The organism is Collinsella aerofaciens (genome assembly GCF_015548375.1).
Taxonomy (GTDB): domain Bacteria; phylum Actinomycetota; class Coriobacteriia; order Coriobacteriales; family Coriobacteriaceae; genus Collinsella; species Collinsella aerofaciens_AB.
Genome location: NZ_JADMWW010000015.1, coordinates 1 through 23,220, shown reverse-complemented (window position 1 = coordinate 23,220; position 23,220 = coordinate 1). Strand labels below are relative to the sequence as shown.

Annotated in this window: 18 protein-coding genes and 1 tRNA gene; 9 read left to right on the top strand and 10 right to left on the bottom strand. The window is 61.2% G+C overall.

The window, feature by feature from the left end; translation table 11 throughout:
* The first annotated feature begins 118 nt into the window (after positions 1-118).
* A complete protein-coding gene (locus I1969_RS07290; protein WP_195234214.1) occupies positions 119-1,693 on the top strand; it encodes a carboxypeptidase M32 in 1,575 nt (524 codons plus the stop codon).
* A 137-nt stretch (positions 1,694-1,830) separates the two neighbouring features.
* On the opposite strand, the gene glmM is transcribed toward I1969_RS07290, so the two are convergent.
* The 3 genes from glmM to I1969_RS07275 all read right to left on the bottom strand — a co-directional run bounded on the left by glmM (position 1,831) and on the right by I1969_RS07275 (position 6,730).
* Entirely contained in the window at positions 1,831-3,162 is a 1,332-nt protein-coding gene (glmM, locus tag I1969_RS07285; protein ID WP_195234212.1) for a phosphoglucosamine mutase, read from the bottom strand.
* A gap of 83 nt (positions 3,163-3,245) precedes the next feature.
* A complete protein-coding gene (locus I1969_RS07280) occupies positions 3,246-5,558 on the bottom strand; it encodes a DUF4012 domain-containing protein (protein ID WP_195234208.1) in 2,313 nt (770 codons plus the stop codon).
* A gap of 149 nt (positions 5,559-5,707) precedes the next feature.
* Entirely contained in the window at positions 5,708-6,730 is a 1,023-nt protein-coding gene (locus I1969_RS07275) for a DMT family transporter (RefSeq protein WP_195234207.1), read from the bottom strand.
* A gap of 289 nt (positions 6,731-7,019) precedes the next feature.
* Here I1969_RS07275 and I1969_RS07270 point away from each other — a divergent pair.
* Both I1969_RS07270 and I1969_RS07265 read left to right on the top strand, forming a co-directional pair.
* A tRNA-Val gene (locus tag I1969_RS07270) sits at positions 7,020-7,094 on the top strand.
* Positions 7,095-7,320: 226 nt separating this feature from the next.
* Positions 7,321-8,007: a DUF5710 domain-containing protein gene (locus I1969_RS07265; protein WP_195234205.1), complete on the top strand. Its 687-nt coding sequence runs from the start codon at positions 7,321-7,323 to the stop codon at positions 8,005-8,007.
* 37 nt (positions 8,008-8,044) lie between these two features.
* On the opposite strand, the gene I1969_RS07260 is transcribed toward I1969_RS07265, so the two are convergent.
* Complete coding sequence (locus I1969_RS07260) at positions 8,045-8,329, bottom strand: hypothetical protein (protein ID WP_195234203.1); 285 nt, start codon at positions 8,327-8,329, stop codon at positions 8,045-8,047.
* Positions 8,330-8,450: 121 nt separating this feature from the next.
* Positions 8,451-9,533 (bottom strand): HNH endonuclease, encoded by a 1,083-nt coding sequence (locus I1969_RS07255; protein ID WP_148332384.1) that lies wholly within the window; start codon positions 9,531-9,533, stop codon positions 8,451-8,453.
* A 215-nt stretch (positions 9,534-9,748) separates the two neighbouring features.
* Here I1969_RS07255 and I1969_RS07250 point away from each other — a divergent pair, with 215 nt between their 5' ends.
* On the top strand, positions 9,749-10,240 hold the full coding sequence (locus I1969_RS07250; protein ID WP_195234201.1) for a hypothetical protein: 492 nt from the start codon (positions 9,749-9,751) through the stop codon (positions 10,238-10,240).
* 100 nt (positions 10,241-10,340) lie between these two features.
* Here the strand turns inward: I1969_RS07250 and I1969_RS07245 are convergent, their stop codons facing one another.
* Entirely contained in the window at positions 10,341-11,807 is a 1,467-nt protein-coding gene (locus I1969_RS07245) for an ATP-binding protein (protein WP_195234199.1), read from the bottom strand.
* 561 nt (positions 11,808-12,368) lie between these two features.
* On the opposite strand from I1969_RS07245, the gene I1969_RS07240 reads away from it, so the two are divergent.
* From I1969_RS07240 to I1969_RS07225, 4 genes are all read left to right on the top strand, one after another.
* The gene (locus I1969_RS07240) at positions 12,369-15,413 is read left to right on the top strand and encodes an insulinase family protein (RefSeq protein ID WP_195234197.1); all 3,045 of its coding nucleotides are present in this window, start codon (positions 12,369-12,371) and stop codon (positions 15,411-15,413) included.
* A 155-nt stretch (positions 15,414-15,568) separates the two neighbouring features.
* A complete protein-coding gene (locus I1969_RS11330; protein WP_084591735.1) occupies positions 15,569-15,832 on the top strand; it encodes a type II toxin-antitoxin system HicA family toxin in 264 nt (87 codons plus the stop codon).
* Positions 15,825-16,154, top strand: a complete 330-nt coding sequence (locus tag I1969_RS07230; protein ID WP_022094981.1) for a type II toxin-antitoxin system HicB family antitoxin — start codon at positions 15,825-15,827, stop codon at positions 16,152-16,154. The genes I1969_RS11330 and I1969_RS07230 overlap by 8 nt, the downstream gene beginning before the upstream one ends.
* Positions 16,155-16,275: 121 nt before the next feature.
* Positions 16,276-16,872, top strand: coding sequence for a 5-formyltetrahydrofolate cyclo-ligase (locus I1969_RS07225; RefSeq protein WP_195234195.1), 597 nt, complete (start codon positions 16,276-16,278; stop codon positions 16,870-16,872).
* A 23-nt stretch (positions 16,873-16,895) separates the two neighbouring features.
* Here the strand turns inward: I1969_RS07225 and metA are convergent, their stop codons facing one another.
* Complete coding sequence (metA, locus tag I1969_RS07220; protein ID WP_195234193.1) at positions 16,896-17,822, bottom strand: homoserine O-acetyltransferase MetA; 927 nt, start codon at positions 17,820-17,822, stop codon at positions 16,896-16,898.
* A gap of 210 nt (positions 17,823-18,032) precedes the next feature.
* Here metA and I1969_RS07215 point away from each other — a divergent pair, with 210 nt between their 5' ends.
* Positions 18,033-19,010: an L-lactate dehydrogenase gene (locus I1969_RS07215; RefSeq protein WP_195234191.1), complete on the top strand. Its 978-nt coding sequence runs from the start codon at positions 18,033-18,035 to the stop codon at positions 19,008-19,010.
* A gap of 132 nt (positions 19,011-19,142) precedes the next feature.
* On the opposite strand, the gene I1969_RS07210 is transcribed toward I1969_RS07215, so the two are convergent.
* From I1969_RS07210 to I1969_RS07200, 3 genes are all read right to left on the bottom strand, one after another.
* Positions 19,143-20,111, bottom strand: coding sequence for an SIS domain-containing protein (locus I1969_RS07210; RefSeq protein WP_195234189.1), 969 nt, complete (start codon positions 20,109-20,111; stop codon positions 19,143-19,145).
* Positions 20,112-20,255: 144 nt separating this feature from the next.
* The gene (locus I1969_RS07205) at positions 20,256-21,011 is read right to left on the bottom strand and encodes a GntR family transcriptional regulator (RefSeq protein ID WP_195234187.1); all 756 of its coding nucleotides are present in this window, start codon (positions 21,009-21,011) and stop codon (positions 20,256-20,258) included.
* A gap of 2 nt (positions 21,012-21,013) precedes the next feature.
* Positions 21,014-22,993: a RecQ family ATP-dependent DNA helicase gene (locus tag I1969_RS07200; RefSeq protein WP_195234185.1), complete on the bottom strand. Its 1,980-nt coding sequence runs from the start codon at positions 22,991-22,993 to the stop codon at positions 21,014-21,016.
* Between the last annotated feature and the right edge of the window lie 227 nt (positions 22,994-23,220).

Sequence of the window (23,220 nt, the reverse complement as noted above, 5' to 3'; positions counted from 1 at the left end):
CATTCTGCGAGCATATCGCCGCGTTCCGTTTTGTCCGCACTGGGTACAAGGCAGGTGGCTGTGCAAACTGGCCGAACGCCCACCCGTGGCGTCCGGTCTGCGAGATCAAGGATATGGTATGGGTAAGAAGCACGATAAGAAGGCCAAGCCCGCAGTGGGCAAGACGCCCAAAGGCATGAAGGTCGATAAGGCCGTCAAAAAATTCCGCAAGCTCGAAGGCAAACTGTGGACCCGCGAGTACCTGCTCAAGATTGCCGAGTTCGATGGCGCGACGATTGCTCCCGCCAACGGCGCCGCGGCCCGCGCCGATGCTATGGGCACCCTTGCCGGCGAACATCACAAGCTCCTGACCAGCAAAAAGTCCGTTGAGCTCGTGCGCTCTCTCGCGCGTGAGACAGTCGCGGGCGAAAAGATCGACGACCCGCAGCTGCTCGACGAGATTCGCGTGCTCGGCCGCGACCAGCGCGAGGCAAGCGCCATTCCCACCGAAGAAGCCGAGGCCTGGACCAGGCTCACCTGCGAGGCCGATGCCGTGTGGCACAAGGCCAAGACGGCCAATGACTGGGCGAGCTTTGAGCCCTATGTGGACAAGATCGTCTGCCAGCTTAAGCGTCAGGCCGAGCTCATGGACCCCAAGCGCGACCCATACGATGTTTGGCTCGACCAGTACGAACGCGGCCTTTCCACCGAGAGCTTCGACGCGTTTTGCGACGAGGTCAAGGCCACCGTCGTGCCGCTCGTTCACGCCATCGGCGAGCGCGGCCAGCAGCCTACTGCCGACTTTTTGCACGCGCATGTGCCCGACGCCGCCCAGCGTGCCATGAGCTTCGACCTGATGAAGCTCGTCGGCCTTAACCTGGACGATACCACGCTCGCCTTTACCGAGCATCCGTTTAGCGAGGGCTTCTCGGTGGGCGACGCGCGTATTGCCACGCACATCTATGAGGACGACTGCATCTCCAACGTCTACAGCATCATCCACGAGGCGGGACATGCCATGTACGAGCTGGGCGTCAATCCCGCTTATGCGCGCACGTGCCTGGAGGGCGGCACTTCCATGGGCATCCACGAGAGCCAGAGCCGCTTCTTTGAGAACACCGTTGGCCGCAGCCGTGATTTTATGGGCCCGCTGCTCGAGGTGCTGCGCCGTCACGCGCCCGAGGTCTACGGCAACGTGGACGAAGATACGCTCTACCACGCCGTGAACATCGCCCAGCCGTCGCTGATCCGTACCGAGGCCGACGAGCTCACCTACCCGCTGCATATTATGGTGCGCTACGAGATTGAGCGCATGCTGTTTGCCGGCGAGGCCACGGCCAAGGACATCCCCGCACTTTGGAATCGCTTTATGAACGAGTACCTGGGCATTCCCGTTCCTGACGACACGCACGGGTGCCTGCAGGATACACACTGGAGCGGTGGCTCGTTTGGTTACTTCCCCACCTATGCGCTGGGCAGCGCCTACGACGCCATGTTCGTGCCGGCCATGTGCCGCGACGGCATCGACCTTACCGGTGCCTGCGCGAGCGGCGATCTGGCGCCCGTCCGGGCCTGGCTGGGCGAGCACATTTGGCAGTGGGGCCGCGCCAAGGACGCGCCGGAGCTCATCAAGGGCGCCTGCGGCATGGACTTTGACGCCCGCTACTACTGCAGCTACCTGCAGGACAAGTTCACCACGCTGTACCAGCTGTAAGGCATAACCGACACGCCAACGCAAAGGGGGCGCCGCGGAACCAATCCGCAGCGCCCCCTTTTTTTCACCTAGTCGTTTAAGAACGTCCTCAATGACTACAGCGTCGAGCAGTTACGCGGTTTGGTAAAACCGCGTAGCTATAAAGCCTCGAGCGCGTTGGCGATGCGCTTCATGGCGGCATCGGCGGATGCTTGGTCGGGCGCCTCGGCCAGCACGCGGATAACCGACTCGGTTCCGCTCTTGCGCACGAGCACGCGGCCCTCGCCCGCCAGCGCGGCCTCGGCCTCGGCGATCGCATTCTGCACGCCCATGTTCTCGAGCGCGGCGTCCTTGTCGGCCACGCGCACGGCAACCTGCGCCTGCGGCAGCAGCTTGCACGGAGCCGTGAGCTGCGAGAGCGTCTCGCGCTCGGCGCGAATCACTTCCATAACGCGCAGCGAGGTCATAATGCCGTCGCCCGTGCGCTCGATATCGCCAAAGATCGTATGGCCCGTCTGCTCACTGCCCAGGCTGTAGCCGCCCTCGCGCATCTTGGCATACACGTGACGGTCGCCCACGCCGCTGGTCACGGCGCTCAGACCGGCAAGCTCCAGCGACTTGACAAGGCCAAAGTTGCTGGCGATCGTCGGCACCACGGTACCGCCCGAGAGGCGCCCGTGCTTGTTCAGATACACGCCGCACACGTACAGGATCTGGTCGCCGTCTACCACGCGACCGCGCTCATCCACGGCCAGGCAGCGGTCGGCATCGCCATCGTAGGCAAAACCCACGTCCAGGCCCTGCTCCACCACATGGCGCTGCAGGCGCTCCATATGCGTGGAGCCGCAGTCGACGTTGATGTTAAAGCCATCGGGCGCGGCATTGATCACGCGCACGTCGGCACCGAGCGCGTCAAACACCGGCTTGGCCACCGAGGAAGCCGAGCCGTTGGCGCAGTCGATACCGATCTTGACGCCCTGCAGCGAAAAGTTCGCACTTGCAATGAGCGAAGCAATGTAGCGGTTGCGACCCTGCATGTAGTCCACCGTGGCGCCGATGTGGTTGCCCGTGGCCAGCGGCACCTCGCTCTTGCCATCGATGTAGTCCTCGATGAGCTCCAGTACGTCCTCGTCCATCTTAAAGCCGTCGCTGTTGACGAGCTTAATGCCGTTATCGCAAAACGGGTTGTGGCTCGCGCTGATCATGATGCCGCAATCGAAGCAGCCCTCCACGGTCTGATGCGCCACGCCCGGCGTGGGGATCACGTGCAGCATATAGGCGTCCGCACCGCTCGCGACCAGACCGCTCACCAGCGCCGCCTCGAACATATAACTCGAGCGACGCGTGTCCTTGCCCACGATGACGCGTGCCTTGCGCTCGCGGTTGGCGCCGTAATACCAGCCCACAAAACGGCCAATCTTATAAGCGTGCTCTACCGTCAGCCCAACGTTGGCCTCACCGCGAAAGCCGTCGGTGCCAAAGTACTTCATGCGCTCTCCTTACAAAATAGGGGCGGACAGATTGCCTGTCCGCCCCAAAATGGTACTCGATTATCTGCGCTACCAGAAAAACCCTACGCCGACGCGCTGTCGCGAGCCGCCTGGCATGTAGGGGTCTGACGCAGCGTAAGAGACTTGTCCCCCGCCTCGGCCGACGTGGTCAGCGTATACGTGATCGTCGTCGTCTCGCCAGCATGCAGGTCAACGGTGCCCGAATAGAAGGGGATTCCATGCCACGTAGCGGCACCAAGACCAAACTGGGTACCCTCAACCGTAAGGTCACTGATGTTGCCACCCGTCGGGGCAAACAACGAGACATTCAGACGCTCGTCGTCACGCGCGGCATCGGGCGCGCTCGCCGCAACGTAGTCGGGCAGCTTGCCAGCCTCCTCCTGCGTCATGATGTTCGTCAGGGTAACGGTGATGCGATAGGAACACGTGCCGTCGCCGTTCTTCACGCCCTGACCAATCTGAGTGTCGGCGTTCAGATACCAGTCGAGCTTGGAGAAGCTCAGGTTGTTAAAGTAAACGCCGGCAACGGGATCGGCACTCGGATCATCCGGATCGGGCAGCGAAGCGTCAATGCCCGTCTCTTTGATGGCATTCTGCTCATCATCGTTTCTCATCCACGCGATCAGGCGGCCCTCTTCGGCACCGCGCTCAACGGCGCTGACAAGCTTCGTAACATCGACATCGCCGATACCGCCAAGGACCTTGTCGAAGGCAGCGCTGGCGACGGATGCAAAGATGCCGTCCGACTCCTCGACCGGATAGTTCCAGTACACATCGTGCATGAGGACCTTTGCGGCGTTGGTGCCGTCGACAACCGTTCCGTCGGGCAGTGACACGTTACCGACCAGGCCCAGCAGATACTGCAGGAACACCGGGTCGATACCGATGACGCCATCAACGTCCTGTCCATACTGGGACTTCCACAGCGCGGCGACACGCTGCGAGTTGCGGGGCCAATCAGGCGAATAGGTATTGCCCGAGTTGTACAGGTTGCTGTGGTTGCCGAACAGCGCCTCATCCTCTTCGTCGACGCTCTCGACCGCCTCATCCTCGCTGAGTCCAATGCGGGGAACAAACTCGCCAATCGACATCTGACCGTCGGTGACCGAAATCAGGCCCTGCGAACCGCCAAAGCCGCCGCAGGCACGAATCTCGACGTTGTTCATGGCGTACATAAGGTAGTTGCGCGTCTGGCCGTTGGCGCCGAGCATCTGGGGAAGGACGGGGGCGACCTTCTCCGCCGCGTCAACCGCGCCGTTGAGGGTGGCAAAGCCGTCCTTGGCCTTATCGACCAGCTCGGTCACCTGGGAAATATGAGTATCGCCAATGCCCTGGACCTTCTCGTTGGCGCTCTTGAACACCTTCGAGCTGCTGGAAAGCGAATCGGCGACCGCCTGCAGCGCGGACACGTTAATCATGCCGTCCTGGAACAGCTTGCCGGGCGTAGCCTGCGAAAGGTTGTCGGCCATGGGAACCAGCGCATTGCTCGAGACATCGGACAGGGCGTCAATCATGGTGCGGGCCGCATTGATATCGCTGCCATACACCGGGATAAACGAAGCCGCCGTCCACAGCGGGCTCGAGGTCTCCGCCTTCATGCTGTTACAGAGCTCATCGATCTTCTTCGCGTCGTCAGGCAGCGTCGAAAAATCGCCCGACGTGACCTTGTCCTTAAGGCCACCGACGATCTCGACAGCCTCCTTCGCTTCGCTCTTTACGGTCTTTGCCGAGTTAAGCAGCATCAAGCCGCTTGCGCCAAGCGCAACGAGAAGCACCGCGACTACAGCGGCAATAATGGCGCCAGTATGACGCTTTTTGCGCTCGCCCTTGCGATGGCGATGACGGACCAGACCGTCAGAGGTCGAACTCGACGAAGCGTCACTACCGTAGTTCAAGCCAAAATCGTAATAATCTTCCTTGGAACCCGAGCCCGCAAACTCGGCACCGCTATCATCCAGGCGGGCGAACGTGCCAGTCTCGGAGGCGCCGGTGTAGATCGTGCCAAGGTTACCCGTAAGCCCCGCGCCACCGGCAGAGGGAGTATTGTTGTCGGCCTTGCCGGTATTAACGTTGCCGGCGGCATTCGCGGCGTTGGCAGCACCTGCGCTGTTCGCAGGTGCCGAAGGAGCTCCGCTCGGCTGCGACGCGGAGGTTGCACCGCCCGCAAAGACATTCCCTCTTGCACGGCCGGTCTTTTTTGCCTTTTGAGACTGCTCGTACAGAGCGGTAAACATCGCCGTCTCGCCCGGGGACACGCGCTTACCGGAACCGCCCTGTCCAGCGCCGCCCGGCGTGCCGGCCTTACCAGCCCCGTTCGGACGCGGCGGAACTGCAGGGCGGCCGCTATCGCTGCCCTTAAAGTGATTACCAGCCATAAAGAAATCCTCGCAATTGAGTCGCAATGAAAAAGTCCATAACGTTACTAGTTTATGGCATTTTGAGCATCGACAGCTAAACTCCAGACACGGACATCAATTGGCGAAAATGCGGCACAACACCTTTTCTGTCTTGGCGGAGGCGCCAGCTACACCGTGAGGAACATCATCACGATGATCATGGCAAAGCCGATAAGGTCGGTCGGCAAAAACACCGTCCCCAGCATAACGGCGCTGGTGATGGTCGCCGAAACCGGCTCCACAGTTCCGATGAGGCTCGCGCGCACCGAGCCGATGTCCTTAACGCCCTGCATATAAAGCATGTAAGCAAAAAACGAGCCGATAACCACGAACACCGCGAGCGCCTCGATGCCGGCAGCGTCGAGCGCCGGCATATGCGCCCAGGGCTGCACGAAGACGCACGAGACCACGCCCGCCGTGAGCATTGCCGAGCCCGTGACGATGGGGCTGCCGTATTCGGGCAGGATCTTGGCGGGAATCACCGCCATACACGCGGCGCTGACCGCACACATAAGACCTGCTGCCAGGCCAAGCGGCGAGATATTCAGGCTGGTGGGGTCGCCGCCGGTGGCGATTAAAAAGGTTCCACCCAGAGCCAGGCCAATGCCGATGACTTCGCGAGTACGCGGCATACGGCGATCGGTCACGCAGGCGTAGCCCATGATGATAACGAGCTGCAGGCACTGGAGCACCGTCGCGGTTCCGGCGTTCGTCAGGCGCACGGCCGAAAGATAGCAAAACTGGTTGAACAGCAGGCCAAAAGCGGTAAAGAGCAGCAGCTGCTTGCGATCAGCGGGCGTCGTCCAAAGCTTGACCAGGCGTGCGCGGTCGCGCGTGACAACCACAGCCATAAAGAGCAGGCCGGCGAGAATCTGACGCACGCTCATAAGCCACAGCGTATCGACATGGTAGGTATCGAACAAAAAACTCGCGCTGGTGCCCGAGAAGCCCCAAAACGAACCGCCCACCAGCGTAGCCAAGACGCCCGTGATCATCTTGCGCGTCGAAGCGCTGTTCAGGCGGTCGCGCCATGCGCGACGGGTGTTGCGGCTGAGCTCGTCGGTGCCCTCGGGCACATCAATGTTCGATATATCGGTCATCGGCACCGAAGCCCCTGCGCCTTCGACCTGCTCGACACACTCTTTGCTCATTCCACTCCCCCGAAACAGCCTGGAAACAATTCGGCTTACCTTACCACGGCGAAGGCACCAGCTGGAGGCTTGTCCGCTTATCGGTAGGACAATTCCGCAGGCGTCTTTCCATAGCTCGATACCGCAATGGCCTTGCATTATGCGACAGCCAAATCGCGGCAGCAGGCACTTTTGAGATGGATATGACAAAGCCCCCGAATTCCACAATGTAAGCGATTTTTAAAAATGTTCTTGCCACCGAGTTCAGGCTCCGTTATATTATCCCTTGCGCGCTTGCGCACCCTTGATCGGGCGTTTAGCTCAGGGGGAGAGCGCTTCCCTGACACGGAAGAGGTCAGAAGTTCAAATCTTCTAACGCCCACCAAATGTTCGCAGCTCAGAGGCCATGTCCTCTGGGCTGTTTTGTTTTATGTCGCTAAATCCGCCGGCAGTTCCAACCGCCCAACTAGCCAAAAGCCGACCATCTACTTGCCGATCCATCCATCGGCATAACCAATCAGTCCGCACCGCAACTTCTCAGCAAAACGCCGCGATGTCTGCGCCCTGCGGTATCCTTGAGCCACTTGCACCTGCAGCACCAAGGAGCCGCCATGCGCACCGAGCTCGATGTCCCCTTTTCGCACAAAGAAGAAGCCAAGGCGCTGGGCGCCAAATGGGACCGGACCAAGAAGATCTGGTATGTACCCAGCGGCGTCAACCCCGAGCCCTTTGCCGAGTGGCTGCCCGGTGTTGACCGATCCGACCCCTCAGCGCCGTATATATATCTAGTACTGGGCAAGCGCGAGTGCTGGAAGTGTCACAAAGAGACCTCGGTCGCGGCCTTCGGCATTCCCTATCGAACCGATAACGACGAGAGCATCGCCATCGCGCACGCGCCCAACGAATCCGGGCACATTGCCATCGACACGGCCAACGCCAACGCACTCGCCATCGTGCCCGCTCTTGGCTGCGTGCCGGGCGAGATCCGCGACTACCTTCATAAGCGCTGCGGCTACAAGCCCGTAGGCGCGCGAGCCTCCAAAGCCCCGTCGCTCGGCAACACGTGCACCAGTTGCGACGCGCTGCAAGGCAGTCGCTATCTGTTCGAGGAGCCCTCGTCCCCGTTTGCCCTCACTGCCATCAACAAGCTGCCGGCACTGGAGTTTATACGCGTCGAAGTTGCCGGCGTCTTTGGCGTCCCGGCCACGCGTACCAATTTTGACCAGGCGCTCTTTACCTGGGCACGCGACCATCACGCCGAGTTCCACAAGCAACTCGGTGAGGGGATTTATTTGTAGAGGCAAAAGACACTCACAGCCAACTCCTCCGCATCACCTATTCCTCGTCGCCGGCGTCGTACACGATATCGAGGCCACAAACAGGGCATTTCTCCGGATACACCGGCATATGAACGCCCGTACGTTTCCTCACTTCGTCGCTGAACCTGTCACGTGCATCGATGAACCGAATGTCGAGACACGGTATTTGCGAGCCGCAGCAAGGGCAGGCGACGACAAACGACCCGCAATCAACTTCTACGCCCGGAAACATATTGTTGTCGATAAGGGCACACGGCAGTTTTCCGTACTTCCCCATCGCAATATCGCCTCGCCAGCTCATACATGCCCCTTCTCGCTATACAAATCAGGAAGAGCATGCACCGGCGGGCGGGCGCGAGATTGCATCGCCACGCGATCCGATCAAACAACACGATCGTCAAAGAATGCCAAAGCCAAATACGCTAATACGGCAGAAGCCCCGCCTTTTCACGCTTCTTTTCCGAGCGATCGAACTCAATGCGATGGGCCTCAAGAAACACCGTATCGGGTCGCCACTGACGCTCATTCGGCTGCCTTAGCGTCGCACCCGCAAAGGAAGCGTAGTCGGTCTTATCCAGCAGGTACGATCCGCACAGCCGATATTCGCCGCAAACAGGCTCAAACGAAATCAGGTGAGCATCAAATAGGGAATGAAGATCGCGCCGAAGCAGAATGCCGTTGCTGGCAACCTGCGATTTGGGTCCCGAGTAATTCTCGATATGTGCAGCCTCCAGAGCTTCGCTGACGCCGCAGTCCGACACCGCGCAACGGCCATCATAGGCGGCAACGAGCTGTTTGCGGAACCATTGCTGCCCCAATCGCTCGCGCCTTAACGCATAGCGGACCTTTTCGTCGTCGGTCGTACCCTGTCCGGTAAACTCAATATCGACGGGCATGTGCTTCAGATAACTCATGTCGGGTGCAAAACGAGGGTCCGGTCCGCCTTTATGAACAGGACCGTGCAGAACAAACCATCCGTTTTCGGGCTCGAACCGCTCAACAAACGCAAGGCCGAGCACCTTGTAGCCCACCTCGGTTGCAAATATGACTCCGACTGGAACGCCACATTCCATGCAGTTGAGCATTTTACGGTTGTAATTCTGGTCTCGAAAACCAACGGTACCCGGCGCTTGAACCGAGTACTTAATGACCCACGTACCATCGTCCAAATAGAGCGGAGGCACATCGGTGTAGAAGCTCTTTTTAGAGTTATGGACCGAAAGCGCAAAGATCTTATTGGGATCTTGCTTCACCCGATCCTGGCCCGGCCAGAAGATCCCTGAATCCCGCGTTACGGGAAAGAAGTCCGAGCCAATTCTCAAACGATACTGATACTGAGGGCTATCTTCCTTGGTGTGGTGCGGAAGGCTGGTCCAAACGCCGCCGCGCTGTTCCTCACCCAGAAACCACTCCCATGCCTCAACGTATTCGGAAGGCACGAGACTGCAGGCACGGTCATAGCTTGGTCCATCCATCAACGGAACAGCAAGGTCAATGTCGTTCATCGCCAGCACCTACAACCATACGAACGCGAGTCATGCCCCTCAATAATATGGCCGAGAGTCAATTATTACGAGATCTCATTCCGCGATCGGCACGTCGTTGATGCTCTCGGTTTGCCGTTGGCGCGCTTGTACTCCGCTACCCCACTCCCCCGTATACTGATGTAGCACGTGTTTCATCCGAGCTTGTTGGGCCGGATTGTTCATGGGAGGGTCTTGTGGCTGCTTCGAATCCGCCTAAGGGAAGCGTTTCTTCTTCGTCCATCAAGCCGGTTACGCGCAAGGCCGTGCGTTGCCAGCGCGAGGTCGCTTGGCTTGTCACGCAGGCGGCGGGCAGGCTTGTGGCGACCACTCAGGATGTCAATGCGCCTACGCCGAGCTTTGTGTTAGCGGCGGCGCTAGATTTTGTGCGCCAATTGGAGCTTGCCGCACAGGATGCCAGCGGCCACCTCGACTACCAGAATGTTATGGAGCCCGACCTGCAAACGTTCTGCCACATGGCCAAGTTGCCCGCCGCGCCCAATGCGCTTTCGGACGCAGGCTACATGTTTACGCTTTCGGGCGCGGACCTTATCCGCGACATCTATGCATACTGCAGCGAGCTCGCCGAGCGACACGTCTTTGACGCGGCAGAAGTCAAACCGGGAAATGTCATCAAGCTGGTTCTTAGGCTGTTCTTGATAGACGGGTTCGGGGCCATGCCGGCGTAAGCCGAGTCTTTAGCATCACCGTCGATTGGGCAACAACCGCTTTACCTTAATGGACGCCAATCGAGGGTCGATTATTGGGTCGCCTCGTCCACTAACGCATCTATCCCACGCGCTCCGACAGTCGATACTTGCGGTTGCGGCTCGTCGCCGGCGCCGTGGGCTCAAGCTCGCCTTGAGCAATGAGCGCGTTGACGCGCGACCTAACCTGGGAAATTGTGAGCCCTGTGCGCTCTGCCAGCTCGCGCGTCCCCAGCTCGCCGTAGTGTTTGAGTGCCGTCACAATTAAGCCCCCGCCATGATCGACCGGCTCGATCTTTGAACGGTAAAGTACGACCTTGAACCGATCGAATCCCGGGCAGAACAGGGGCTCGGCCAGACCATGCGCGCGCATGGCATCGATCATCATCGGGATGCCCGAGCCATTGCCCTCAGCCGGCGAACCTGCGCCATCCGGCAGCGGGACAATCGACATGAGCTTCACAAGCGTCGCGTTACGGCATCGGGAGCTGCCGTCAAACAAGTTCTCGCGAGTCTTTCCCCCGTAAAGGCCGCCAGGATTCGTCACCTCGACACGATCGTCAAAGACGTCGACGGCAATCGATTGTCCACAGAACCGATCCCCGTATTCTCGATGGATTACGGCGTTGGCGATTGCCTCGCGCAGAACCTCCTCGGGAATCTCAAGCGAGTCGACACGCGAGACGCCTTGGACGGTCGAGGTTCGCCGCAAATTCTTGGCGACGGCTGCGACGGCATCCGAGATCATCTCGCCCAACGTTCCCTCACAGATTGTGCGGTCCATGAACCTCAGCGACCCCGCCATGCCCTTCTGAGTTCCCGCATGGACAGCCACGTCAATGAAGAGCTTGGGATAGAACTGCTGAGGGTAGGTGCCCACAACTAGGAGTCCAGCCTTGGTGACATTGCCCTGGGAATCAAGGATATTTAGGCGCTCCAGCTTCGTTTGTTTGTCCGGCGCGCCGCGCATTGCCCGGGGCGTCAACGAGAAAGCCCGATCTATCGTACGGTCGACCAGCGTCTCGTCGAGATTGTCCGCGCCCGCACCCGCCACCGCGTCGCGATCGCTCGGAGTCGCTCGACCGTATGACGCCAATGCGAGCACCTCAGTCGATGAAAGCGGCACATCTTTGTCATCGATGCGCTTGTAGCTGCCGCCCTGGGCGCCCCGCTCTATGACATAGCAGGGCTTGCTCGACGGATCGAGCTCCTCAATCGTAATGACGAGAACGATGACGCCCTGAAGCTCCACTCGCTCGATCGTGTATTTAGGCGGATTGGCCAGCTTTCCTCGACCGCCCGCATCACCCATGCCTGACACAAATTGGTTGAGCACTTTCTCGGTCTCGAAGTTCTCAACCGGGACAAAACCTGCGCGCTCACTCACTCCGAGCACGATGATTCCGCCGGCAGTGTTCGCGAATGCGCTCACCGTTTCCCATACGTCGCGGGAAAGCGTCGTGGCGCTCTCCTTCACTTCGACGTTAAGATCATCCGAGCCCATACGCCTTAAAGACTCAAGCAGACCGGTCAGCTCGTTTTCGTTCATCTGCACGTCCTTTCGCTCGGTCCTGCGGAGAATGCCGCGGATAGATTTCCCTCGTCTCTCAGTTATCTCTCGTAATTATCTCTCATTTATCTCTCTATCTCTCGGCTTAGAGATAAGAGATAGATAGAGATGGAATGTCTACCATTTGCTTCATTTATACATATTTTGCTGGTAGAACAATCGGTATTGAGATAATACCATGATTGCTTGTCTCTTTGCTGCTCAGTTATCTCTCATATTTATCTCTCGTCTTTCTGTTATCTCTCGTATTCGTGACGAATGAGAGATGTGCGGGCGGCGGATGAGTGTGGATTTTGGACGGTCGGGAAATGAGGGTGGATATTTGGACGGTATTTGGGCGTTTTGAGGCTGATTCCGTCCGAAAATCCACTCTCATTCGATAGGCGTCCAAGTTTCCACGCTCGCGCGGCGGGCACGCGGGGCCTTTACCCAATCCGCTGGCATCGTCTCCAGTTCGCCGCAGGGTCGCGGCCCCATATGGGTATACTCTCGTGGATTCGACTCGATTCGCCCCCGCTGGGGCGTCAAAGGAGACTGCATATGCCCACTACCTCAACCGACCCGCGCGCCGCAGCCGCTGCACTGCTGGTGCCCGGCACTACCTGCCACGGCTTTGCCGTCGAGCGCTGCGAGACCGTGCCCGAGCTCGACTCGGACGCCTACGTGCTGCGCCACACTGCCTCGGGCGCTCGCCTGCTGTACCTGGCGTGCGACGACGAAAACAAGGCCTTTGCCATTGGCTTTAAGACGCCGCCAGCCGATTCCACCGGCGTGTTCCATATTCTTGAGCACTCGGTCCTGTGCGGATCGGCCAAATTTCCCGTCAAGGAGCCGTTCGTGGACCTGATCAAGAGCTCCATGCAGACGTTCCTCAACGCCATGACCTACCCCGACAAGACCATCTACCCCGTTGCCACCACCAACGAGCAGGATCTGTACAACCTGATGGACGTGTACTTGGACGCGGTGTTCAACCCGGCCATCTATACCAAGCCCACCATTTTTGAGCAGGAGGGCTGGCACTACGAGCTGGACCTGCCGGAGGGCGCCGAGGGTGAGGGCGACGGCAGCTCCGCGAACCTGCGCGAGGGCACGCTGCGTTATAACGGCGTGGTGTTCAACGAGATGAAGGGCGCGCTGTCCGATCCCATGAGCGTGCTGGACGATGCCGTCAACGCCGCGCTCTATCCCGACACCGCCTATGCGCACGAGAGCGGCGGCGACCCGCGCGCGATTCCCGCGCTCACCTACGAGCAGTTCCTGGACACGCACGCGCGCCACTACAATCCCTCTAACTCCTACATCACGCTCTACGGCGACCTGGACGTGGACCGCGCACTGGCCTTTTTGGACGAGCGCTATCTGTCGCAGCCGAGTGCCGCGAGCCGCCGCATGGACGCTGCCGTTGCCGCCGGCGAGGACCCGTCCACGCTGGCGCCCAATCCGTTGGACGCGCAGGCGCCCGTGACCTGCGAGTACAAGCGCATCGAGATGGCCACCACACCCGAGAACGCCCTGGTGGGCCTGGGCCTTGTGCTGGGCAGCGCGCTCGACCGCAAGCGCACGATCGCGGCGGATATCCTGTTCGAGGCGCTGCTGGGCTCCAACGAAGCGCCGGTTAAGAAGGCCATTCTGGCCGCCGGCCTGGGCGGCAACGTGGTGAGCTACACCGCGGCCGAGAGCCTGCAGCCCTACGAGCTCATCATGCTGCAAAACGCACAGCCCGGTGTGGCGCGCGAGCTGCGTCGCGTGTTCCAGGACGCCTGCCGCGACCTGTGCGAGCACGGAGTTCCGCGCGAGCGTCTGGAAGCCATCATCAGCAGCAACGAGTACGACCTGCGCCAGCGTGACTATGGCATCGCCGACGGCGTGGCCATTGCGTGCGACGCGCTGAGCACCTGGCTCTACGATGACGACGCCGCGACGCTGGCGCTCAAGTACGGCCCGGTGTACGAGGAGCTGCGTAGCGAGCTGGACGGCAGCTATTTTGAGGACCTGCTGCGCGAGCTGGTGCTGGAAAACGACCACATGGCACTGGTCGAGCTGGTGCCGGTGGACGCCGCCGAGGGTTCGGAGGGTGCCGAGGCCGCCGAGCTGGCAGCCAAGCGCGATGCCATGACCGATGCCGAGCTGACCGACGTGGTCGAGCGCACGGCCGCGCTGCGTGCCGCGCAGGAGGCGGAAGACACACCCGAGGCCAAGGCCACGCTGCCGCGCCTGCGCGTGTCCGACATTGGCGAGGCGCGCCCCGAGCCGCCACTGATCGTGGACACGACCGTGCCCATCCCCTGCCTGCGCCACGGCATCCCCACCAACCGTCTGGCCTACGCCATGCAGTATTTCGACCTGAACTGCGTCGCGTTTGAGGACCTGCCCTATGTGACACTGCTCTGCCGCCTGCTTAAGCAGCTGCCCACGCGCGAGCACTCGGCCGAGGAACTCGACAACTTGCTCGCTGGCAAGCTCGGCTTTTTGAGCTTTACGACCGAGGTCATGACGCAGCCCGAAGTGGACGGCGTGCGCCCCTACCTGCTGGTGAGCGCCGGCGCCCTGTCCGAGAAGATCGATGCGCTGGCGAGTCTGCCGCGCGAGGTATGGTCGAGCACGCTTTTGGCAGATGCCGACGCCGACCGCGTGCGCGACGTGCTCACACAGATTCGCATTGGGCTTGAGCAGGGCTTTATCAACAACGGCCACTCGGCGGCGCTCGGTCGCGCGATGAGCTACAGCTCGCCTTCGGCCGTGGTGCGCGAGCAGCTTTCGGGCGTGGACTTCTATCTGTTCCTGCGCGACCTGCTCGACCACTTTGACGAGCGCGTGAACGGGTTGCGTACCAAGCTTGCCGAGCTGGCAGGCCGCATCTTTGTGGCCGATGGCTGCCTGGCGAGCTTTACCGGCAGCGACGAGGACTTTAACGCATACTGGGCCGCCGCGGGCGACCTGGAGCTGGGCGCTGGCGACGGCGCCGATGCCGGCCGCAACGCGCTCGTGGTGCCGACGCCGTGCGACCGCCACGAGGCCTTTGTCATCCCCAGCGACATCTGTTTTGCGGCAAGCGCGTGCGACCCGCGTCGCTTGGGCATCGACGTGACGGGCGCCTGGGCGGTTGCCGCCAACGCGCTCTCCTACGACTATCTGTGGAACGAGATCCGCGTTAAGGGCGGCGCGTACGGCTGCGGATTCCGCGCGGCCGGCGAGCGTCAGGCGGCGTTCTACACCTACCGCGACCCGGCAATCGACCCCTCGATTGAGCGCGTGGCGCGCGCGGGCGAATGGCTCGGCAGCTTTGATCCCGACGAGGCCGCCTTTGAGGGCTTTATCGTGAGCTGCGTGAGCGGCATGGACGCGCCGGTGAAGCCGTACGCGCTCACCAAGCGCCGCAACACGACCTACCTGGCCGGGCTCGATCCGCATGCGCGCGAGGAGCGCCGCGCCCAGATGCTCGCCGCCACGCCCGGTGAGCTTCGCTCGCTCGGCGCCGACGTGACGCGAATCGCAGCCAAGTCGCCAACGTGCGTCTTTGGCGGCCGCGACGTCATCGCAAAGAGCAACGCCAACTTCAACGTAGTCGACCTGCTGGGCTAAGGCACGGCAAGCAAAACTACCACGAAGGGCGCAGTTCACAGGCGCCCTTCGTGGTAGTTCGAACACTTGTTCTATACGCACACATGTTCTATAGTAGAGGTGCTTGCATCGAACTGAAATTGCAACTAGAATATAGTTGCAGAATGTGAGGCGGGATGACTCGATCCGATAAACTCATCGCCCAGCTGCTTAGCTGTCCTTCAACGTATAGATTTGCTGACTTTCTTAAAGTTATGGCTTCATATGGCTTTGAAATGGACAGCAAAGGCAAGACGTCCGGATCGCGCGTTCGCTTCTACAGGCCATCAGATGGCAGGATGTTCGTAATGCACGCGCCTCATCCATCTGACGAATTGACAGCGGGGACCATTCGAAACATCGTTCGCTTTCTGCAAGATGTCGGAGGTAGTCATGAGTAACGTTTTGGCATACAAGGGTTATTTCGCCCCGGTCGAGTTCGATGCCGAACAGCATGTGCTAACAGGTATGGTCGCCGGCATTAGGGACGCAATCGTATTTGAAGGCTCCACGGCTGAAGAAGTGGAGCAATGCTTCCACGACGCCGTCGACGATTACCTTGAGTTTTGCGCCGAGAAGGGCAAGGAACCCGAGCGGGCTTTTAAGGGCTCGTTCAACGTAAGAACGGGTTCCGAGCTTCACAAACAGGCGGCACTGGCAGCGGCAAAGAAGGGTGAGTCACTCAATAAGTTTGTGACTGAAGCAATCGCTGCGGCGCTGTGAAGCCAACGTCGAGTCGAGGCCGCCACAAAGGGCACCTTTGTGGCGGCCTCGACGTTTGCCCAGATAAAACCTGCCAAAATAAACCTGTCCCTTTTTGGCAGGTTTGCTAGAGGAGGCTGGGATGGATAAGGCTGAGTTGCGGAGGGCGGTGATTGCTCGGCGCGATGCTCTCGATTTGAATGTGCGGGCAGCGAAGTCTGCTGATATCTGTGCACGGCTGGTTGAGCTGTCGGATCGCTTGGATGCCGCGGCGTCGCGCACCGTTGCCGTCTATGCCGCAATGGGTTCCGAGGCAGACCCTGCCGCGTTTGCCGCTGCGGCCGCCAAACGCGGCTGGCGCGTGGCCTATCCGTGCATGCTCTCGGCAATTGATGCCGCAGCTTGTGGCCAGCGCATGTGCATGCGGGCAGTTGCCGCCGACGATGCGTCCGTGGCACCGTTTATCGTCCACCCCACGCGGGCCTTCGCAGCCACGGACATCGACAGCAGCCGCTTCCCTATCGTGCCTGCCGAAGCATTCGACATGATTGTTGCGCCGCTCGTGGCCTTCGATCAAACCGGCGCGCGCCTGGGCTACGGCGGCGGTTGCTACGACCGCTACCTGCCCACGCTCTCGGCATCGTGCCACATCATCGGCATCGCCTTTGAGGAGCAACGCGTCGACCGCGTCCCCGCCGACGCCCACGACCTGCCGCTACCCAACATCATCAGCGCCTAAATGCCGGCGCGTCTCTCGGCAGCCTAGTGCTCCTCGCCGGCTCGGGCTAGGTCGTAGGGCGTGGTCTGGTAGACGTAGTAGTTGAGCCAGTTGGTGTAGAACAGCTGAGCCTGGCTGCGCCAGACGTTGCGCGGCTCTGCCGTGGGGTCATCGCCCGGGAAATAGTTCGCCGGAACCTCCGGGTTGAGCCCGCGCTTCACGTCGCGCTCGTACTCCAGGCGCAGCGTGTCGGTATCGTACTCGGGGTGACCAAAGACAAAGAAGCGGCGGCTGTCGGTCGACTTGACGATGTACAGGCCCACCTCGTCGGACACGGCCACGACCTCGAGCTGCGGCTCGGCCTCCACGTCCTCGCGGCGCACGTCGGTGTTGCGCGAGTGCACGGCGTAGAAGCGGTCATCGAAACCGCGGACCAGCGGGCTTTGCGGCTTTACCAGATGATGCTCGAACACGCCGCTCGCCTTAGCCGGCAGGTCGTGCTTCTGAATACCGTAGTGGTGATACAGGCCCGCCTGCGCGCCCCAGCAAATGTGCAGCGTGGAGTGCACGTGCGTGGTGGACCAGTCCATGATCTGGCAGAGCTCGGGCCAGTAGTCGACCTCCTCGAACGGCATCTGCTCCACCGGCGCGCCCGTGATGATCAGGCCGTCGTAGTGGATGTCGCGGATGTCGTCGAACGTGCGGTAGAACGTCTCCAGGTGGCCGGCGCTCACGTGCGTGGCCTCGTGCGTCTTGGTGCGCAGCAGGTCCACCTCCACCTGCAGCGGCGTGTTGGAGAGCTTGCGCATGATCTGCGTCTCGGTAGCGATTTTGGTGGGCATGAGGTTGAGGATGAGCACGCGCAGCGGACGGATGTCCTGGTGCAGCGCGCGGTACTCGGTCATGACAAAGATGTTCTCGCTCTCGAGCTGCGCGGCGGCAGGGAGGGCGTCGGGGATGCGAATGGGCATGAATGCTCCTTACGAGTCAGTTGCAGTTATGGTACAACGACCGGCCCCATCCGCGCGAGCACATCGCCCGGCGATGCCGTCAGCGGCCCAAATCACTCCAAAAGTAGAGATTAAGGCATGCCCAAAAATCTATGGCGCTTTAGCCTAGCAAAGTGGCAGCAGGACGCTACAATGGTTCGACGCGAAAAACTCGGCCGAAAGGATACATATATGTACCAAACGCGTAAGATCGGTGTGGTCGGCCAGGGCCACGTAGGAGCACATGTTGCCAACAGTCTGCTCATGCAGGGCATTGCCGATGAGCTGTACCTGTGCGATATCAACGAGGCCAAGGTGACGTCCGAGGTCCAGGACCTGCGCGACTCCCTTTCGTTTGTCCCGTACAACACCAAGATCGTCAACTGCTACGACCACTACGAGGAGCTTGCCTGCTGCGACGTCATCGTCAACGCCGCCGGCAAGGTTGCGCTGGCCGCCGGCAACCGCGACGGTGAACTATTCTTTACCACCGACGCCGCCCGCACCTTTGCCAAGCGCATCGTCGACGCCGGCTTCGACGGCATCTTTGTAAGCATCTCCAACCCCTGCGACGTCGTGTGTACCGAGCTGTGGCACCTGACCGGCTACGATCCCAAGAAGATCATCGGCTCGGGCTGCGGCCTGGACTCCGCCCGCCTGCGCACCGAGATCTCCAAGAAGGTCGGCGTGAGCCCCAAGTCCATCGACGCCTACATGATCGGCGAGCACGGCTTTAGCCAGCTGGCCGCCTTTAAGGCAGCAACCATCGCCGGCAAGAGCCTCAACGAGCTTCAGGCCGAAAACCCCGACAAGTACGCCTTCGACCACATGGAGGTCGAGGAGCTCGCACGCAAGGGCGGCTATGTGACCTACGCCGGCAAGCAGTGCACCGAGTACGCCGTCGCCAACTCCGCCGCTCGCGTCTGCGCCGCCCTGCTGCACAACGAGCACGCCGTGCTTTCGGCATCCACGCTCATGACCGGCCAGTATGGCGAGGAGGGCATCTTTACCTCCCTGCCGTGCGTGATCGGTGCCGAGGGCGTCGAGGAGGTCTACACGCTCGACCTGTCCGAGCACGAGCTCGAGGGCTTCCACAAGAGCTGCCAGCACATTCGCGACAACATCGCCCAGCTCGACTGGTGGGATGCCGAGGCCTACGACGCCAAGTAAGCGTCGGTTGCCGCGACACCTCGCTCATACGGACGCCATGCAAAGCGGGCCGTGCCGGAAATCCCCGGCACGGCCCGCTTTTTGACTCACACGACACGCTTGCGAATCGAAGGTGAATACTTTTCCCGTTACCTAGTACTGCTCGATGCCCATGTAGCGACGAACCTCGGGGCTGTGATCGAACACCTTGCCGCGGGCGGCGCGCAGCTCGCAGCTCATGTTGTAGAAGAAGATCGGCTCCAGGAACGAACGCACGCTGGCAGGCACTTCGCCCACGCCGTACTCAAGCGCATCGAGCACCATGACTGTATCGGTGTGCGCGTTGAGGAACGCAAGAGCGCGCTCCTCCATGGGACGGCACTCGCCCGCGCCAAGCTGCACAAAGTAGAACACGCCGGGCTCGGTGGCTTCGAACGGGCCGTGGAAGTACTCGCCGGAGTGGATGTAGCAGCAGTGCTGCCACTGCATCTCCATGAGCGAGCAAATTGCCATGGCGTAGGTCTGGCTAAAGTTAGGGCCGGAGCCCAGGATATAGAAGAACTTGTGCTGCTGGCAGAGCTCGGCAAAGCGATCGCCCAGCTCGGCGTTGACCTTCTCGCGGGCGGCGGGCAGCAGCGCATCCATCTGCTTGAGGCCCTCGTACATGTCGGCGAGTGCCTCGTAGCCTTCCTGCTGGTCGAGCAGCTCGGCAGCGATCAGAGCGCCGATGCCCTGCGGCACCTCGGCCTGCGGCACGCCCTCGCCCCAGGGGTAGACCCAGGTGGTCCACTTGCCGTTGTCGATCTTGGAGCCCTCGCAGTCGGTCATGGCGACGACCTCGGCACCGGCAGCCAGTGCCATCTCGCAGCCGTCGACGACCTCCTGCGTGTTGCCGCTGTGGCTGCAGGCGATGACGAGCGACTTCTCGCCAAGACTCTTGGGGGCCGTCAGGCAAAACTCGCGTGCCGTGTAGACCGTCGAGGTAAACGTAGTGGCCTCGCGCTTGAGCAGCTCGTTGGCCGGCATCAGGTCAATCATCGAACCGCCGCAGGCGATCCAAAAGACGTTCTCAATCTTGCCCTTGCGCTCGATGATTTCCTGAACCAGATCATGTGCGTTCATGGTGATGTTCCTCCTTGTGGGGCGGCTTTGAGCGACGACGGCTCGTACCTGCTGTCGTTCTATGTTGTCCTATTTATAACACGCACGGCAACGCCCGTGAAGTCATTTCACCAAAGTTGTTCTATGTTGTTCTATCTGTGGACGTTAGATGTCGAAGACGTAGCGCGAGCCCACGATCTTTTGGCGGCCGAGCAGTAGAGGGCGCCCGCCAGCGTCGGTAAAGTACGCCTCCATATAGAAGAGCGGCTCACCGACCGGCACCTCCAGCAGCGGGGCCGTCTGAGCATCGGCAAGCGCAATCTCCACGGTGCAGGGGTCGGACTTGAGCGGCGCGCGACCCGAATGCTCGGCAACGAGCGCAAAGATTGAGTTATCGGTGAGGTCCTCGTCGGCCAGCGTCTGCAGGTAGGGATGGTCGGCGAGCACAAAGGCGTTGTTCTCGAGCATGACGGGGATGCCGTCGGCCGTGCGCACGCGCTCGACCACGATAAGCTCGCAGCCGGGCTCCACGCCAAAGAACGCCGCATCCTCGTGCGTCGCCGCGACCACCGTGCGCGACACCAGACGCGCACCCGGCACCATGTCGTTGGCAGCACAACCCTCAGTAAAGCTCTGGACGTCACCCTTCTGGCGAATCTTGCGCTTGAGCTTGGGAGCGCACACAAACGTGCCCCTCCCCTGCTGGCGGTTGAGATACCCCGCGCGCGACAGCTCCTCGATGGCGCGGCGCACGGTGATGCGCCCCACGCCGTAGGACTTCGCGAGCTCTATCTCGGCAGGGATGCGCGAGCCGGCTGCGTACACGCCGCGCGCGATCTCGCCCTTTAGGTCGTCCATAACCTGCTGGTACAGCGGCACGGCGGGCACGTCAGTGCGGTCGGTTTTATCGTCGAATGCCATCGTTACGCTCCATCCCGCGCATGCTCGGACTCAAACTCTTCAATCGCCGCCATAAACTGCTCGCCAAAGGCGTCGGCTTTTTTCTCGCCAATGCCGTTGACCTGGATCAGCTCCTCGCGCGTCTGCGGACGCAGGCGGCACAGGCCGCGCAGGGCCTTGTCGGAAAAGACCATATACGGCGCCATCTCCAGCTCCGTCGAGATCTCCTTGCGGAGGGCACGCAGGCGCTCGAACAGCTCGGCATCGTCGCCAACGCGCGGGCGCTGATCCAGCTCGGCCTCCTCGCGCAGCAGATCGACGGCGCGGCGGGCGCGGGCCGAGGCCTTGCGCTTGGACGCGCGACGCTTAACGGTAAAGGCGAACGCCTCGTCCTCGACCTCGCCGGCACGCGGACCCAGTCCCACGACTGGGTACTGCCCCTGCGAGGTGGCCAGATAACCGCGGCCGCACAGCTGGCCGATGATATCCTTGATGCGCCCGACCGATTCGCTCGACAGCTCACCGTAGCCGCAGTCCTCGTCCAAATGCATCTGGCGAATGCGCTCGGTGTTGCCGCCGTGGAGCACATCGGCGATGAGCGACTTGCCAAAGCGCATGGGACGCGTGGCCACGTAGCGCACGGCGGCGCGGGCCATATCGGTGACGTCCTCGACCTCGAACTGCGTGAGGCAGTTGCTGCAGTTGCCGCAGCTCTCGACGTCGTCCGCGGCGGTGCCGCCCGTACTGGCCGCGGCATGCTCGGCCGCGGCCTCGTCGCCAAAGTAGCGCAGCATGTATTCGCGCAGGCAGCCGGTGGTATTGCAGTAGCCCTCCATCTGGCTGAGCAGACGATATCGATTCTGGAGCGCCCACGCGCGCTGCTCGTCGTCGAGCGCCTCATCGGCAGCATCGCCGCGGTCGATCAGAAAGCGGCGCATGCGAAAATCGTTGCCGTTCCACAGCAAGTAGCAGCTGGCCGGGTCGCCATCGCGGCCGGCGCGGCCCGCCTCCTGGTAGTAGGCTTCGATGCTCTCGGGCACGTTGTTGTGGATCACGTAGCGCACGTTGGGCTTGTCGATGCCCATGCCAAAGGCGTTGGTGGCAACCATCACCTGGATGTCGTCGTCGATAAAGGCACGCTGGCTCTGGCGGCGGGCGTCGTTGCCCATGCCGGCATGGTAGCGCCCCACACGAATGCCGCTGGGGCCCAGTGCCTCGGCAAGCTCCGCGGCCAGCGCATCGACCGTCTTGCGGGTCGAGCAATACACGATGCCGCTCTCGCTCGAATGCGCGATCACATAGTCGCGCACCCACGCGGTCTTGGCCTTGTCTCCCATCTCCTCGCAACCAAAGTAGAGGTTCTTGCGATCGAAGCCCGTCACCACCGTCGCAGGATTTTGCAGACCGAGCATCTGCTGAATGTCCGCACGCACGCGCTCGGTCGCCGTAGCGGTAAAGGCCGCCACGATAGGGCGCTGCGGCAGGGAATCGATGAACTCGCGAATCTGCAGATAGGCGGGGCGGAAATCCTGGCCCCATTGGCTCACGCAGTGGGCCTCGTCAATGGCCACGAGCGGCACGCCGATGCCGCCGTCCGCCGCGGCCTCCTGCGCAAAAGCTAAAAAGCGCGGCTCGAGCAGGCGCTCGGGCGCCACGTACATAAGCTGGTAGCGGCCCTCGCGCGCCCGCTTGAGCACGGTGTTTTGCTGGGCCGGGGTAAGGCTGGAGTTGAGATAGCTGGGGCGCGCACCCGCCGCGAGCAACGCACGGGTCTGGTCCTCCATAAGCGACAGCAGCGGACTCACCACAAAGGTGATGCCGGGTAGCATGAGCGCGGGCACCTGGTAGCAAATGGACTTGCCGGCGCCCGTGGGCATAACACCCAGCGCATCGCGACCGGCAAGGATCGCATCGACCATGCGGTCCTGTCCCGGGCGAAACGAGGTGTAGCCAAAATAGGCGCCGAGCGTGTCGAGCGCCATCTGCTGCATGCTATCGGTCATGGTTTCCTAACGTCCAAGTCATCTGCCGCCGATTATACGCCGCCACGCGGACAGCAGCACACGGCCGCCGCCCAGACTAGTCGTTTAAGAGCGTCCCCAATGACTAAGGAGTGTCCCCAGGTGCCGACAGAGACGATATGAGCAGGACATAAAACATTGAGAGCCCCTGCTGCATGAAAGACCGCGGATTAGGCCGACAATGGTGAGTGTCTAATTCAGCCGCGGCG

Excerpts from the sequence above, each read along its gene's own strand:
- I1969_RS07290 (WP_195234214.1), top strand. The coding sequence starts at position 119 with ATGGGTAAGAAGCACGATAAGAAGGCCAAGCCCGCAGTGGGCAAGACG.
- glmM (WP_195234212.1), bottom strand. The coding sequence starts at position 3,162 with ATGAAGTACTTTGGCACCGACGGCTTTCGCGGTGAGGCCAACGTTGGG.
- I1969_RS07280 (WP_195234208.1), bottom strand. The coding sequence starts at position 5,558 with ATGGCTGGTAATCACTTTAAGGGCAGCGATAGCGGCCGCCCTGCAGTT.
- I1969_RS07275 (WP_195234207.1), bottom strand. The coding sequence starts at position 6,730 with ATGAGCAAAGAGTGTGTCGAGCAGGTCGAAGGCGCAGGGGCTTCGGTG.
- I1969_RS07265 (WP_195234205.1), top strand. The coding sequence starts at position 7,321 with ATGCGCACCGAGCTCGATGTCCCCTTTTCGCACAAAGAAGAAGCCAAG.
- I1969_RS07260 (WP_195234203.1), bottom strand. The coding sequence starts at position 8,329 with ATGAGCTGGCGAGGCGATATTGCGATGGGGAAGTACGGAAAACTGCCG.
- I1969_RS07255 (WP_148332384.1), bottom strand. The coding sequence starts at position 9,533 with ATGAACGACATTGACCTTGCTGTTCCGTTGATGGATGGACCAAGCTAT.
- I1969_RS07245 (WP_195234199.1), bottom strand. The coding sequence starts at position 11,807 with ATGAACGAAAACGAGCTGACCGGTCTGCTTGAGTCTTTAAGGCGTATG.
- I1969_RS07240 (WP_195234197.1), top strand. The coding sequence starts at position 12,369 with ATGCCCACTACCTCAACCGACCCGCGCGCCGCAGCCGCTGCACTGCTG.
- I1969_RS11330 (WP_084591735.1), top strand. The coding sequence starts at position 15,569 with ATGACTCGATCCGATAAACTCATCGCCCAGCTGCTTAGCTGTCCTTCA.
- I1969_RS07230 (WP_022094981.1), top strand. The coding sequence starts at position 15,825 with ATGAGTAACGTTTTGGCATACAAGGGTTATTTCGCCCCGGTCGAGTTC.
- I1969_RS07225 (WP_195234195.1), top strand. The coding sequence starts at position 16,276 with ATGGATAAGGCTGAGTTGCGGAGGGCGGTGATTGCTCGGCGCGATGCT.
- metA (WP_195234193.1), bottom strand. The coding sequence starts at position 17,822 with ATGCCCATTCGCATCCCCGACGCCCTCCCTGCCGCCGCGCAGCTCGAG.
- I1969_RS07215 (WP_195234191.1), top strand. The coding sequence starts at position 18,033 with ATGTACCAAACGCGTAAGATCGGTGTGGTCGGCCAGGGCCACGTAGGA.
- I1969_RS07210 (WP_195234189.1), bottom strand. The coding sequence starts at position 20,111 with ATGAACGCACATGATCTGGTTCAGGAAATCATCGAGCGCAAGGGCAAG.
- I1969_RS07205 (WP_195234187.1), bottom strand. The coding sequence starts at position 21,011 with ATGGCATTCGACGATAAAACCGACCGCACTGACGTGCCCGCCGTGCCG.
- I1969_RS07200 (WP_195234185.1), bottom strand. The coding sequence starts at position 22,993 with ATGACCGATAGCATGCAGCAGATGGCGCTCGACACGCTCGGCGCCTAT.